The organism is Salinibacterium sp. AL4.1 (genome assembly GCF_059767305.1).
This window is the reverse complement of sequence record NZ_JBSOQK010000002.1, coordinates 534180-547425: the sequence shown is the minus strand read 5'-3', so window position 1 is coordinate 547425 and position 13246 is coordinate 534180. Positions and strand designations below refer to the sequence as shown.

General features: G+C 63.5%; 10 protein-coding genes. 6 read left to right on the top strand and 4 right to left on the bottom strand.

Annotated features, from left to right (window positions below):
- Nucleotides 1-24: 24 nt before the first annotated feature.
- A complete protein-coding gene (locus tag ACWTV3_RS11970; RefSeq protein WP_498478422.1) occupies nucleotides 25-630 on the top strand; it encodes a TetR/AcrR family transcriptional regulator in 606 nt (201 codons plus the stop codon).
- 45 nt (nucleotides 631-675) lie between these two features.
- Here ACWTV3_RS11970 and ACWTV3_RS11965 read toward each other — a convergent pair whose 3' ends face one another.
- Both ACWTV3_RS11965 and ACWTV3_RS11960 read right to left on the bottom strand, forming a co-directional pair.
- On the bottom strand, nucleotides 676-1692 hold the full coding sequence (locus ACWTV3_RS11965) for a LacI family DNA-binding transcriptional regulator (RefSeq protein ID WP_498478421.1): 1017 nt from the start codon (nucleotides 1690-1692) through the stop codon (nucleotides 676-678).
- A 110-nt stretch (nucleotides 1693-1802) separates the two neighbouring features.
- Nucleotides 1803-3473 (bottom strand): glycoside hydrolase family 13 protein, encoded by a 1671-nt coding sequence (locus ACWTV3_RS11960; protein WP_498478420.1) that lies wholly within the window; start codon nucleotides 3471-3473, stop codon nucleotides 1803-1805.
- 179 nt (nucleotides 3474-3652) lie between these two features.
- Between ACWTV3_RS11960 and ACWTV3_RS11955 the strand changes: the two genes are divergently transcribed.
- From ACWTV3_RS11955 to ACWTV3_RS11940, 4 genes are all read left to right on the top strand, one after another.
- On the top strand, nucleotides 3653-4885 hold the full coding sequence (locus tag ACWTV3_RS11955) for a sugar ABC transporter substrate-binding protein (RefSeq protein WP_498478419.1): 1233 nt from the start codon (nucleotides 3653-3655) through the stop codon (nucleotides 4883-4885).
- A 97-nt stretch (nucleotides 4886-4982) separates the two neighbouring features.
- The gene (locus ACWTV3_RS11950) at nucleotides 4983-6596 is read left to right on the top strand and encodes an ABC transporter permease subunit (protein WP_498478418.1); all 1614 of its coding nucleotides are present in this window, start codon (nucleotides 4983-4985) and stop codon (nucleotides 6594-6596) included.
- Nucleotide 6597: 1 nt separating this feature from the next.
- Entirely contained in the window at nucleotides 6598-7527 is a 930-nt protein-coding gene (locus ACWTV3_RS11945; RefSeq protein WP_498478417.1) for a sugar ABC transporter permease, read from the top strand.
- Nucleotides 7527-9455 (top strand): glycoside hydrolase family 13 protein, encoded by a 1929-nt coding sequence (locus ACWTV3_RS11940; protein WP_498478416.1) that lies wholly within the window; start codon nucleotides 7527-7529, stop codon nucleotides 9453-9455. The genes ACWTV3_RS11945 and ACWTV3_RS11940 overlap by 1 nt, the downstream gene beginning before the upstream one ends.
- A gap of 23 nt (nucleotides 9456-9478) precedes the next feature.
- On the opposite strand, the gene ACWTV3_RS11935 is transcribed toward ACWTV3_RS11940, so the two are convergent.
- Nucleotides 9479-10441 (bottom strand): NAD-dependent epimerase/dehydratase family protein, encoded by a 963-nt coding sequence (locus tag ACWTV3_RS11935; protein ID WP_498478415.1) that lies wholly within the window; start codon nucleotides 10439-10441, stop codon nucleotides 9479-9481.
- A gap of 63 nt (nucleotides 10442-10504) precedes the next feature.
- On the opposite strand from ACWTV3_RS11935, the gene ACWTV3_RS11930 reads away from it, so the two are divergent.
- Complete coding sequence (locus ACWTV3_RS11930) at nucleotides 10505-12163, top strand: hypothetical protein (protein ID WP_498478414.1); 1659 nt, start codon at nucleotides 10505-10507, stop codon at nucleotides 12161-12163.
- Here the strand turns inward: ACWTV3_RS11930 and ACWTV3_RS11925 are convergent.
- Nucleotides 12150-13181 carry an NADPH:quinone reductase gene (locus ACWTV3_RS11925; RefSeq protein WP_498478413.1) on the bottom strand — a complete coding sequence of 344 codons (1032 nt, stop codon included), beginning with the start codon at nucleotides 13179-13181 and terminating at the stop codon, nucleotides 12150-12152. The two genes, ACWTV3_RS11930 and ACWTV3_RS11925, sit on opposite strands and share 14 nt — an antisense overlap.
- Nucleotides 13182-13246: the final 65 nt, after the last annotated feature.

Below are 13246 nucleotides of genomic sequence, written 5' to 3'. Positions count from 1 at the left end.
ACAGGTTCGATTTGGAGGTGTTTGGTGGTTTCAACAGAAATGCCGCGTGATCAACTCCGCGGCCGTGAAACAAAACAGCGCGTACTGGAGGCAGCTGCGGCTGAATTTGCCGAGTACGGCGTTGCCGGTGCGCGCATCAACCGCATCGCAGAAACGGCAAAAGCCAGCAAGGAACGCATCTACGCCTGGTTCGGCGACAAAGACGCGCTCTTCGACCACGTCATGCAAACGGGTCTCGACCGCCTCGCCCACGCGGTGCCGATCGACGCCGATCTCGTGGAATACACCGTGCGACTGCACAACTACTTCGTGAACGACCCGTCGGCCGAACGCGTCGCCATGTGGGCCTGGCTGCACGACGCGGCCACCCTCGGCTCCTTCTCTGAAGGGCGCGTCGAGGGCTACCGTCACAAACTCGAGGTAATCGCTGACGCTCAAGAGCGCGGCGTTGTTGATTCCTCGTGGAAGCCTGAAGAGCTACTTGCTCTCTTGCTCGCGGTCGCTAGCAACTGGGAGCGCGCGCCGGCAGAATTGCGCTCCATCGGATGCTCCGAGTATGCAGAAAGCGACGAGGCTCGGTGTGCTTCGGTGCGTCAGGCAGCGCAACGACTCGTGGAGCCGCGCGGCTAGAGCGCGAGCATCCTGCGGCACCCCGCTTGGTGCGGGGAGCGACCGTTACTCCGGAGGGCGGCTCGTGCTCGACCGCACGATGAGTTCGTAGTCGATCGGGGAGTTCTCGGGAATCTCCGGATGCTTGCCCGGCACGAGAAGGCTCATCAGAATGTCGACCGCGTGCTCGCCCTGGGCTTGCGGCGATTGTGAAACCGTCGTGAGCCCGAAGAATTCGGAAAGTTCGTGTCCGTCGATCCCCATGATCGAGATGTCGCGGGGTACGACGAGACCGAGATCCCGCGCGGCCAGAATGCAGCCGATAGCCATCTCGTCGGAAGATGCAAAGATCGCGGTCGGTCGGTGTCGAGGGTTGCCGAGCAGCTGCTTCGCGGCGTGATAACCGCCCTGAATCGTGAAGTCTGCGGAGGCGAAGAACTCGGGCTGGGGCTCGATTCCCGCTTCGCGTAACGCCGCTTCGTAGCCGCGGCGACGATTCGTCGGGATGTGAAACTCAAGGTCGAAGTCTTCTGAACCACCGATGTGGGCGATCTTGGTGTGACCGAGGGCCAGCAAGTGGGCGGTGGCGAGGCTCGATACTGCGTCGTCATCCAGCGTGAGGGTTCGCACGCCATCAATCGGTCCACCGACTCCGACGGCGGGCCTGTCGAGTGCGTGCAGCCGCTCGACCTCGCCGGGGGAGAGCTTCAGCGACACCGTGATGATGCCGTCGATGCGCTTGCGCTGCAAGAACTCATCGAACACTGTTTCGCGCTCGGCAACGCTGCCCGAGAGGTTGTAGAGCGTCACGTCATAGCCATGACGCATAAGCGCCTGCTGGGCGCCTTCCACCACAGAGGTGAAGAACCAACGCGTGAGATACGGCACCATGAGGCCGACATTTTTCGTGCGCCCGGATGCGAGGCTCGACGCACTCGACGAGACAACGTAATCAAGTGCCGCCGCGGCTTCGGCGACCTTCAGGCGGGATGCCGCCGAGACCGGACCATTCCCGCTGAGTGCTCGCGACACCGTCGCCGTGGAGACGCCCGCGCGCTGGGCAACGTCTTCGATGCTTGCCATCAGTTGCCCTCCATCGGATGCGAACGAGATCGGATGCCGCTCAGAGCGGTCTCGCCGCTGCTGATTCTAGCGACCGGCATCCATTCGCGGCTATTCGGTACTCGACTGGTTTACGCCCTCAGCCACACGGTGGTGTCGGCGGGCAGCTCGGAATCGGTGAGGGGACTGCTTGCCAGCAGCACGTCACCGGCGGGCAGCGGCACTGCCGTGTCGCCGGTATTGGCGTAGACGGCCACATCGCTGCTGCGGAAAGCGAGTACTGCTTCGGAGCCGGATTCGAGCCATTCGAGCTCACCGCTGGCCAGTTCGTGAGCGCGGCGAAGAGCGAGAGCGTGACGGTACAGCGAGAGCGTCGAGGTGTCGTCGTGGCGTTGAACATCGCGGGCGAGAGTTGCCCATTCGGCGGGTTGCGGCAACCACGCGGCATCCGAGGGGCCGAAGCCGTACGAGGGGGCATCTGCTTCCCACGGGATGGGTACGCGGCACCCGTCGCGGCCGTACCGCTCGCCGTTGGTGCGGAACCAAGTGGGGTCTTGGCGGGCCTCATCGGGGAGATCAATGACCTCGGGCAGCCCGAGTTCTTCTCCCTGATAGATATACGCGCTGCCCGGAAGGGCAAGCATGAGCGCGCTCGCGGCACGAGCACGGCGAAGGCCGAGCTCAGGAATCGGTAGCCCGGCAGAACGAGGCCCGATGCCGTGGCCCTGCGGGTTTTCGGCGGTCAGCGCGAGACGTGACGCGTGGCGCACAACATCGTGGTTCGAGAGCACCCACGTGCTCGGGGCTTCGACCGCGGAGAACGCGCTGATCGACGCGTCGATCACGGAGCGCAGCGGGCCGGCAGCCCACGGAGTCTCGAGGTAAGGGAAGTTGAACGCCTGGTGCATTTCGTCGGGGCGCACCCACTTGGCCATGTCAGTGAGCGGGTCGACCCACGCTTCAGCGGCAAGGATGCGCTCACCCTCGTAGCTATTGAGAATCTCGCGCCACTCGCGGTAAATCTCGTGAACGCCGTCTTGCGCCCAGAACGGTGCGCGGGCTGCGGCAATCTCGGCATCCGTGGTGCCGGCGCCGCCCATGCTGCCGCCAGCGAGCGGGGCGGTCCAGTCGGGAAGGCCGTCCGCCTTGATCATGCCGTGGGCGACATCCACCCGAAAACCGTCAACGCCGCGATCGAGCCAGAAGCGCAGCACGTCGCCGAACTGATCGCGAACCCAGCGGTTCTCCCAGTTGAAGTCGGGCTGGGTGCTATCGAAGAGGTGCAGGTACCACTGGCCGGGCGTGCCGTCGGGGTTCGTAGTGCGGGTCCAGGCGTCGCCGCCGAACACCGACTGCCAGTTGTTGGGCGGCAGCTCGCCATTTTCGCCGAGACCATCGCGGAACATGTAGCGATCGCGCTCGGGGCTGCCGGGGCCAGCGGCGAGTGCTTCGTGGAACCACGGATGCTCGCTTGAGGAGTGATTGGGCACGAGGTCAACGATCACGCGCAGTCCCAGCTCGTGGGCGCGACTCGTCATCGAGTCGAAGTCGTCGAGCGTGCCGAAGAGGGGATCAACGTCGCAGTAATCCGCGACGTCGTAGCCGGCATCTTTCTGGGGAGAGGTGTAGAACGGCGAGAGCCAGACGGCGTCGATGCCCAGTTCAGCGAGCTCCGAGAGGCGGTCGCGGATGCCGAGCAAATCGCCCATCCCATCACCGTTCGCGTCGGCGAACGACCGCGGGTAGATCTGGTAAATCACTGCGGAGCGCCACCATTCGGTGGTCTGAAGCACGGAAGTCATGCCCGCCACACTATCGCTTTCAGCGTCAGAATCTAAGCGCTTCCACATTCTTCTCTCCTGCTCTTCCTCCGAAAATCCTGCGATTCTTGGAAATGTTGCTTGCCGGATGCTGCCTTTACAAGGTATACATGGAAGCGCTTGCAGTTTGCAATGCTTTCACTGACGAAAGGCAGCCACCAATGAAGGTGACCAAGAGAGGACTGTGGGCCGTAGGCGCGCTCACTGTCACTGCATCCCTCGTTCTGACCGGATGCGCAGCAGCATCCGATGACGCAGACAACGCCGCCGGAACCGGCGAAGCACTCACCGTCTGGGTCGATGCCGACCGTGCCGCCGTGCTGAAGGACGCCGCAGCCGACTTCACCGCCGAAACCGGGGTTGACGTCAACCTCGTTCAAAAAGAGTTTGGCGACATCCGCGATCAGTTCGTTGCCCAGGTACCGACCGGTGAGGGCCCCGACATTGTGATCGGTGCCCACGACTGGTTAGGAACATTCGTAACGAATGGTGTCGTCGCTCCCGTTGAGCTTGGCGACACCGCGGCCGACTTCCAAGAGGTGGGAATCACCGCGATGAGCTACGAAGGCCAGGTCTACGGCGTCCCGTACTCGATCGAGAACATTGCGCTGGTGCGCAACACTGCCCTCGCTCCCAGCACCCCTGCGACCTTCGACGAGATGGTCACGATGGGCGAAGCTGCCGGAACCGAGTACCCCTTCTTGGTCGGCCTCGACCCTGAAGCGGCTGACCCGTACCACCTCTACCCCTTCCAGACCTCGTTCGGTGCTCCCGTATTCGGCACCGATGCTGACGGAAGCTACGACGCTGAAGCGCTCGAAATCGGCAACGCAGGCGGCGACGAGTTCGCAGCCTGGCTCGCTGAACAGGGGGCAGCAGGAGTACTTAACACGAACATCACCGGCGATCTCGCCAAGGAGAAGTTCGTCGCAGGCGAGGCACCCTTCTACCTGACCGGACCGTGGAACGTTCCCGCCGCCGTCGAAGCAGGCATCGACGTCGCGATCGACCCGATCCCCTCCGCCGGTGGAGAAGACGCTCAGCCCTTCGTGGGTGTGCAGGGCTTCTTCGTCAGCGCCAAGAGCGAGAACGCGCTCGCCGCGAACGAATTCATCGTGAACTACATGGGCAGCGAAGAAGTGCAGACCGCGCTCTTCGAAGTCGGCGGTCGCGCACCGGCACTCACGGCATCCTTCGAAGCGGCTAGCGCTGACCCGATCGTTGCCGGCTTCGGCACCGTCGGAGAGAACGCCGTACCCATGCCCTCGATTCCCGCCATGGGAGCAGTGTGGGAGTTCTGGGGCGTAACCGAAGCCGCCATCATCAACGGTGGTGACCCCACTTCGCTCTGGCAGAAGATGTCGGGCGACATTCAAACCGCTATCGCTGGATAGCGCACGGTGGCCGTCCGTCTGCAAGCGGGCGGCCACTTCCTCCCCCTTTACTTTCTCGCCGTACAAGCGAACCCCACGTCTTCAACGGAGAACCCTCGTGACGACTTCCCCCCAGACTGACCCCGGACCCCTTCGGCAGTCAGCCCGCTCCAAGCGAGCAACCAGAATTGCGGATGCCGCCTCCGGTGGCTGGAAAGTCGTCGCCGCGAAGATCCTGGGTCTCGGTGTCGTCGACGCCATCGCGATTTACGCCCTCTTTGTGCTCGTGCGCAGTGAATCGTGGCTCGTTGCCGGTCTTGTCGTCGCTGTGACGTTGCTCGTCAACTGGATCTACTTCTCCCGCGGCAAGCTGCCCGCCAAGTACCTGGCACCCGGCCTAATCTTTCTCGCGATCTTCCAGATCTTTGTGCTCCTCTATTCGGGCTACATCGCCTTCACGAACTACGGCACGGGCCACAACTCCACCAAGGACGATGCGGTCAACGCGCTGTTGCTCTCGTCTCAGAACCGTGTCGAGGATTCGCCTAGCTACACGCTCACAGTGCTTGAGCAACTCGGCGAGCTCTCCTTCCTCGTCACCGAGCCCGATGGCAGCGTGAGTATCGGTGGCAACGAGCGCCCGCTCGAAGACGTGTCGAACGCCCGCGTTGAAAGCGGCGTCGCCGTAGGGCTCGACGGTTACACCTCGCTCGGCTTCTCCGACATCCTCGGCAAGCAAACCGAGATCGCCGCGATTAGCGTTCCCCTCACCGACGACCCTAACGACGGAATGCTGCGCACCCCCGACGGGTCGAGCGCCTTCCTCTACACCTCCTCGCTCGAGTACGACGAGGCCGCGGGCACGATGCGTGACACGAACTCCGGCACTGTCTACTCCGATATCGGCACGGGTGCCTTCACCTCGGACGCCGGCCAAGAGCTGCTGCCGGGATGGAAAATTGATGTCGGCTTCGACAACTTCATTCGCGCGTTCAGTGAGGAATCCATCCGTGGCCCGCTGATCAGCGTGACGATCTGGACGTTCGCGTTCGCCTTCCTTTCGGTGTTCACGACCTTCGCGCTCGGCCTGTTCTTAGCGATCGTGTTTAACGACAAGCGGATGAAGAGCCGCAAGTACTACCGGATCATCATGATCCTGCCGTACGCCTTCCCGGGCTTTCTCTCGGCGCTCGTCTGGGCCGGAATGATGAACCAAGAGTTCGGCTTCATCAACACGGTGCTCCTGGGCGGGGCCGAAGTTCCCTGGCTCACGAACGAGTGGCTCGCCAAAGGCTCGGTGCTGTTCGTGAACCTGTGGCTGGGCTTCCCCTACATGTTCTTGGTGACGACAGGCGCGCTGCAGGCGATTCCCGAAGAGCTCACAGAAGCCGCGACAGTGGATGGCGCGAAGCCGTGGGCGATCTTCAGGTTCGTGAAGTTGCCGCTGCTTCTGGTCTCCGTCGCACCGCTGTTGATCTCCTCGTTTGCGTTTAACTTCAACAACTTCAACCTCATCTACATGCTCACCAATGGTGGGCCGCGCGATGTCTCCGCGGGGGTGAATGTGGGCGCCACGGACATCCTGATTTCGATGGTCTACAAGGTTGCCTTCGTGGGAGCCAACCGAGATTACGGCTTGGCGAGTGCCTTCGCGATCATCATCTTCATTCTCGTCGCGGGTATTTCGATCATCAGTTTCCGTCGCACCAAGTCGCTTGAGGAGTTGAACTGAGATGACTACAGCAACTCAGCACCACAATCCGGATGCCGTGATCGACCCGGATGCCGCTGTCGTGGGTCACCCGAAGCGGCCCTTCAAGCGCTACTTCCGCGAGACCGGCTGGCGTCACCTCGTGGGTATCGCCATGTCAATCTTCGCGGCGTTCCCGCTGCTCTACGTCTTCAGCGCTTCGCTCAACCCGGGCGGCACGCTCGTGACGGCCAACTCACTGTTCTCAAACTTCAGCTTTCAAAGTTACGTCGATCTGTTCAACCGCCCCCAGCAGCCCTATGCGGCGTGGTTCGGTAACACCCTGTTGATCGGCGGAATCTCGTCGCTCGGCACTGTCTTCCTCGGTGCCCTCGCGGCATATGCCTTTTCGCGCATGCGCTTCATTGGCCGACGCGTCGGGTTGCTCACTCTGCTGCTCGTACAGATGTTTCCGCAGCTTCTCGCGGTTGTCGCGATCTTCTTGCTACTCTCCGGCATCTCCGAGATCTTCCCGGCGATCGGCCTCAACAGCCAGATCGGGCTCATCATGGTCTACCTCGGTGGCGCGCTCGGAGTGAATACCTACCTGATGTACGGGTTCTTCAACACGGTTCCGTCCTCCATCGACGAAGCGGCGAAGATCGACGGTGCGGGCCATGCGCGCATCTTCTTCACGATCATCCTGCGCCTCGTCGCGCCGATTCTCGCGGTCGTTGGTCTGCTCTCGTTTGTGGGCACGACGAGCGAGTTCGTGATCGCGAGCATCGTGCTCATCGATCCCGACAAGCAAACCCTCGCGGTGGGTCTCTACCAGTTCGTCTCGCAGGAGTTCTCGCGCAACTGGAGTATCTTCGCGGCCGGCGCCGTGCTCGCGGCCATCCCCGTGATGACCCTGTTCTTGTTCCTGCAGAAGTACATCGTCGGTGGCCTCACGGCAGGAAGCGTGAAGTAGTGGATGCCCTTCGCCCGCACCACGACGGTTCGGTATTGCATGTCTCCACTCAGGCGCCCGCGCTGGGCGACACGGTCACGCTGCGCCTTCGCGTGCCGGTCGGCTACGGCCCACTGAAGGCTGTGCGGGTGCGCGAGAACCCCGACCACGAACCACGCTGGACGGATGCTCGCCTCACCGGAACTGCCGCCGGCTGGGACTGGTGGCAGGCCGAGGTGGTTGTCGAAAACACGCGCCACGGGTATCGGTGGTTGCTTGTGCACGATGCTGGAACGCCAGCAGGTCACGGCAAGGCCGGCCGCATCGAGTGGCTCAACCAGAGCGGACTGCACTCGCTCGAAACGCTCGACGCCGAAGACTTTGCACTGCTCGCGACTCCCGCTGCCCCGGAGTGGTTGGCGGAGACGGTGATGTACCAGGTGTTCCCTGATCGTTTTGCCCGGTCATCCGCCGCCGATGCTCACGCCAAGCCCGAGTGGGCCATCGCCGCGCGCTGGGATGAGCCAGTTGACCCAGTTCTGCCCGGACGCTCGAAACAGTTCTACGGGGGAGACCTTGACGGCATCACTGAACACCTTGATCACCTGACCTCGCTCGGCGTGACGATGTTGTATCTCACGCCGATCTTCCCTGCCCGTTCGAACCATCGTTACGACGCGTCGAGCTTTGTGGATGTCGATGAACTGTTGGGCGGGCGCGAGGCGCTGATCCGTTTGGTGGGCGAGGCCCACGCTCGCGGCCTCAAGGTCATCGGCGATCTCACGACCAATCACTCGGGCGATGCGCACGAGTGGTTTCAGGCCGCGCTCGGAAAGCCGGACGCGCCCGAGGGCGACTTCTACTACTTCACGAATGATGAGCACACCGAGTATGTCGGCTGGTTGGGCACGCCAAGCCTGCCGAAGTTCAACTGGAACTCGGCCGAGCTGCGTCGGCGCTTCATCGAGGGCGATGATTCGGTGGTCGCGCACTGGCTGAAAGAGCCCTACAACTTCGACGGTTGGCGAGTGGATGTCGCGAACATGACCGGCCGGATGGGGGCCGAGGACCTCAACGAGGAGGTGCGGCAGATCATCCGTCGCACCATGGAAGACGTGAACCCCGACACGGTGCTGCTGGCCGAGTCAACGAACGATGCCGCCAGCGATCTGCAGGGCGATGCCTGGTACGGCGCGATGACCTATCCGTCGTTCACCCGCCCAGTGTGGGGCTGGCTCACTGAACCCGGTGACACCTCCCACGTGACGGCCGACGGTTCGATCGACCCCGAGGCGTGGTTCTTCGGGCAGCCCATTGGCGGCATTCCGAACTACAGCGCGCGCGACTTCGCGGAGATGACGGTGCGGTTCACGGCGAGCATTCCGTGGCGCATCCGACTCGGTAACATGAACGCGCTCGACACTCACGACACCGCGCGGTTCCGCACGCACGCGCCCGCCGACAACGTTCCGCTCGCTCTCGCCCTCTCGGTAACGCTGCCGGGAGTGCCCGTCGTCTTTGCGGGCGACGAGTTCGGCCTCAGTGGCGACGACGGCGAAATGTCACGCACTCCCCTCCCGTGGGGCTCCGAAACTGACCCGAGCGTCGCGCCGACTCTTGACGTCTACCGCCAGCTCATCGCCCTGCGACGCGAGCTGTCCACGCTGTCGCACGGTGGCTTGCGCTGGCTGCACGTCGCCGATGATGCACTCGTCTTTGTGCGCGAAGACGCCGACGCGACCGTTCTCGTAATTGTTGCGCGCTCGCCGCTGACGGTAACGCTGCAGGCCAACGCGCTCGGCGTTGAGCTGGGGGCGGATGCTGCGAGCCCCGCGTTCCTCTCCGGCGACGCGACTCTAGCATCCTCCGCCGCCGGGCTCACGATCTCGGCGGCCGCCCGCACCTGCGCTATCTGGACTCTGCCCGGCGTCGAGTACCCAGTTGTCTAGCGAAGGCGAGAGGCGTTCTGAAACTAGTGGTCAGCGTTGAGCATTAGTGCTTCCTCGTGCGCGTTCAACCCTGAGGTGCGGGGGCGATCTCGGCCTCGCGCGAGTTCATCGTTCAGAGTGCGCGTAATGGTTTCGCGAAGCGGCCGAAGCGTGCCGCCCGTGGCGCGGTAGCGGGCGTTGTTCCGCTGCAGGAAGCCGGCATCGGTTGCGGGAATCCAGAGGGGGAGTGAACGTGGTCCCGCCCAATAGTTGATCTCGTGCTCGATGAGCCACTCGTCATCGCGCTGCTCGAAACCCTCGGTGAAGCCCGCAACGTCAGCGGTTAGCTTCACGAACTCGTCGAAGGGGACCGAAGTGCCGACGGCGTTAATCGTTCCGGTGGTCCCCGTAAGCCCCGCGTGCACGATCCACGCCGCAAGGTCATCGACGTCGATCACTTGCACCCAGCGGTCTGCAAAAGTCGGGGTGAGAACGCGACCACCGCGGTGCAGTCGTGCTGGCCAGTAGCCGAAGCGGTCGGTGGGGTCACCGGGGCCCACGATGAGTCCAGGGCGCGCGATGAGAAGGCGCTCGCCGCGGTGGCGGCGGCTCGCCCTCTCCGCGGCGACCTTCGCATGGGCATAGTCGCTCATGTCGGTGGGCTCGACGACTCGAGCGCGCTCGTCGGCATCCGGTTCATCGTTGCGTTCGTAGACGGACACCGTGGAGACGAACGTCCAATGCTCAGCGCGTGAGCTCAGCGTCTGCAGCGCTGACTCCACCTGCTTGGGATCCCGCGAGACCTCGATAACAGCATCCCAGTCGCCCGCCAGATCGTCGTAGGCGTCGGGCTGAGAGCGATCGGCGCGGACGAAATGGGCGCCTTCGGGCACCGCGCCAGTTTCTCCGCGAGCCAGGCACGTGACATCGGCGCCGCTCTGCATTGCGGCCCGCGCGATTGCTCGCCCCAGCCATCCTGTTCCGCCAAGAATTAATACTCGTCGCATGGCTCTATACAACAGCACGCAGCGCACCGTCCGGCGCTACCGGTGTTACATTCTGGAGTAAAGGTGAGCGCTGCGTGGGTTTGGCCGCACGCCGACGAGACCTCGATGGAGAAAGCGGGCCGGATGCGTTTCGCCACCACCGCGCCTGCGTTCCGACGCCTTCTGCGCGGCTGTGCGTTGGAGGGGCTGTGGCTTCTGGGAGCACTAGGGCTCGCGCTGCTCGTCGTCACGTACCTCGCCGGTACTTCCGGGCGCGGTGAGCTGCTCTTCCTCGATGGCGACTCGATGATTGTTCCGCTGCTTGCGCGATCAATCCTCGAAGGCACCGCGAGCAATTGGGCAATGTCGGCTGTGCTCTTCGTGCCCGAGACGGTGGCGTTTCTGGTTCTCTCGTGGTTGGGGTGGAGCATTCACGAGTCGCAATTTTTGGCAGGCATCCTGAACTTTGTCGGGCTCTACCTCGTTTTTCGTCTCGCGGCGGTCACCATCGTTCGAGGTTCACGGGCAGCGCTCAGCGCGATCGCAGGTTTCGCCGTCGTGTGCGCGTTAGCGATGACCGAGGGAGGTGGCGGCGGCGAGAGCCCCGAGCTCGCGTCGCTGCTGGCGATGACCACCTACTACGCCGCCACCATTCTGGGCGCGCTGCTCACGGTCGGCCTAGTACGGCGGATTATGGGAGGCTCGACGCACCAACGCTCACTCCTTGTTGCCGTTGTCGCGGTCGCGACACTCTCGGTCTTTTCGAACCCGCTCTATCTGGCCTGGGCCACCGCACCGCTTGTCGTGATCATTGCTGTCGTCGGTATCGGCACCCGCGCGACAGCCGGTAGTCACGGTGTCCAAGACTCCCGCGTGGGCTGGACGCGTTCAGTGCCGTGGGCAGTCACCGCCCTCATAGCGGGCTCCGCGCTCGGGTACCTGCTGCGGCTTCCGCTGGCGCCGTGGATCGTCGCCGACCCGGACAACTATTTTCAGCCGGGGCGCTCGCGGGCATCCTTCGGCTATCACTGGGCGCTGCTCATCGACCGACTCTCCACGCCGGGTGGTGTCGTCGCCGTCGCACTCGTCACGGCACTCACTCTGCTTGGAGTCTGGCTCACGCTGCGCTCTCTGCGCGACGGAGCACCAGCATCCGTCGTCGTTGCCACCTATTCGTGGTTTGCGCCGCTCGCCACGACAGTCGGTTTCGTACTGATGGGCACCGAAGCCTCCCGCTATTTGCAGCTCTGGGCCTTCGCGCCGCCGCTTGCTCTCATCGTGTGGATCGCGGATGCACGGCTCACGAGTCGCGTGCCGCAATCGCTCAGGCGGCTGCTCGCTATTGCTGCCGTGCCGGCGTTACTCGGCGGCGCCCTGTTTGTCGTAGCGTTCCCAGCGGCCGTCCTCCGGGCAACCGAGCAAGACATTTCGCTGCGCTGTGCAGCCGACTGGGTGAACGCATCAGGCGAGGTGGGTGCCGGCCAATTCTGGAGTGTTCGAGCTGTCAAGACTCAGGTGGATGATCCGCGTCAGCTCATCCAAACCGACTCTGCCCTCGCCGATTACGCGTGGCTCGTCGATCGTGCAGACTTCACCGAGCGTGAGGTCTCGTTTTTGATCGTGGATGAGCAGAGCACACCGTTCACGCTTCCGGCTGCCGCCGAAAACCTGCCAGCAGCCACGATCGATTGCGGCCGTTTTCAGATCATCGACTACAGCCCGGCGAGCTTTACGCGGCCGTAACGTCGATCAGCACCTTGCCGACGGCTCCGCTTTCGACGAGAGCATGGGCATCCGCGGTCTGCTCCAGTGAGAAGCGGTGCAGCGGCAAGCCGGTCTCTTCGCCGATGCCGAGCGCACCATCCGCGAGGGCGATGTTGATGGTGTCGCCGGCGGCTCGAATGGCGTCAATGCCGACGGTGTAGAGCAGCACGAATTGGTAGCGAACGTTGAGCGCGAAGTGGCGGCGTACATCGAGGGTCACTTCGTCGCCACCATTATTGGCGTAGACAGAGATCGAGCCTCGGTTGCGGATGACCGCGAGGTCGAGCTCCGCGTTCTGGGCGGGGGCGACTTCAACGATCTGATCGACGCCTTCGGGCGCAATCGCGCGGATCTGCTCAACGATGTCGGCGTCGGTGTACGTGAGCACATGGTGAGCGCCAGCGGCGGTAGCGAGCGCCGCTTTGGTCGGTCCGCTCACGGTCGTGATCACGGTCGCGCCGGCCCAGCGAGCAAGCTGAATCGCGGCATGACCCACGGCACCGGCTCCGCCCGCAACGAGGACGATCTTGCCGCTGAGCGCCGTCGGATGCAGTTCGTTGGGCCCGTCTTCGGCTACCGTCAGCGCGCGGTATGCGGTGATCGCGGGTACGCCCATGCTGGCGCCCTGGTCAAAGCTTGCGCTCGCCGGCAGCGCGAAAACACGTTCGGCGGGCAGCAGAGCCTGCTCTTGGCTCGAACCGCTGTTCGAGCGCTGGTAGGCCGCAAGGGCGAGCCACACTCGGTCGCCGACGCTGACATGCTGCACGTCATCGCCAACTGCTTCAACGATGCCGGCACCATCTTGGCCGGGAACAACCTCATCAAAGGGCAATGCCTGACCGGATGCCGCCCCGCGCCGCGACTTCCAGTCGGTCGGGTTCACCCCGCTCACGACAATGCGCACACGCACTTCGCCGGTAGCTGGTTCGAGCGTGGGCCGCTCCACCAACTGAAGTACGGAGGGGTCGCCGGTCTCGCGGTAAACAATTGCTCTCATGCCTAGGTCAACAGGGCGGCGCCCCCGCAGAATTCCGAAACTCAGAAGAACAGCATCCGAATTCA

Bases quoted from the DNA above. Each gene is read 5' to 3' on its own strand.
- ACWTV3_RS11935 (WP_498478415.1), bottom strand. From the start codon at position 10,441: ATGCGACGAGTATTAATTCTTGGCGGAACAGGATGGCTGGGGCGAGCA.
- ACWTV3_RS11960 (WP_498478420.1), bottom strand. From the start codon at position 3,473: ATGACTTCCGTGCTTCAGACCACCGAATGGTGGCGCTCCGCAGTGATT.
- ACWTV3_RS11965 (WP_498478421.1), bottom strand. From the start codon at position 1,692: ATGGCAAGCATCGAAGACGTTGCCCAGCGCGCGGGCGTCTCCACGGCG.
- ACWTV3_RS11955 (WP_498478419.1), top strand. From the start codon at position 3,653: ATGAAGGTGACCAAGAGAGGACTGTGGGCCGTAGGCGCGCTCACTGTC.
- ACWTV3_RS11925 (WP_498478413.1), bottom strand. From the start codon at position 13,181: ATGAGAGCAATTGTTTACCGCGAGACCGGCGACCCCTCCGTACTTCAG.
- ACWTV3_RS11945 (WP_498478417.1), top strand. From the start codon at position 6,598: ATGACTACAGCAACTCAGCACCACAATCCGGATGCCGTGATCGACCCG.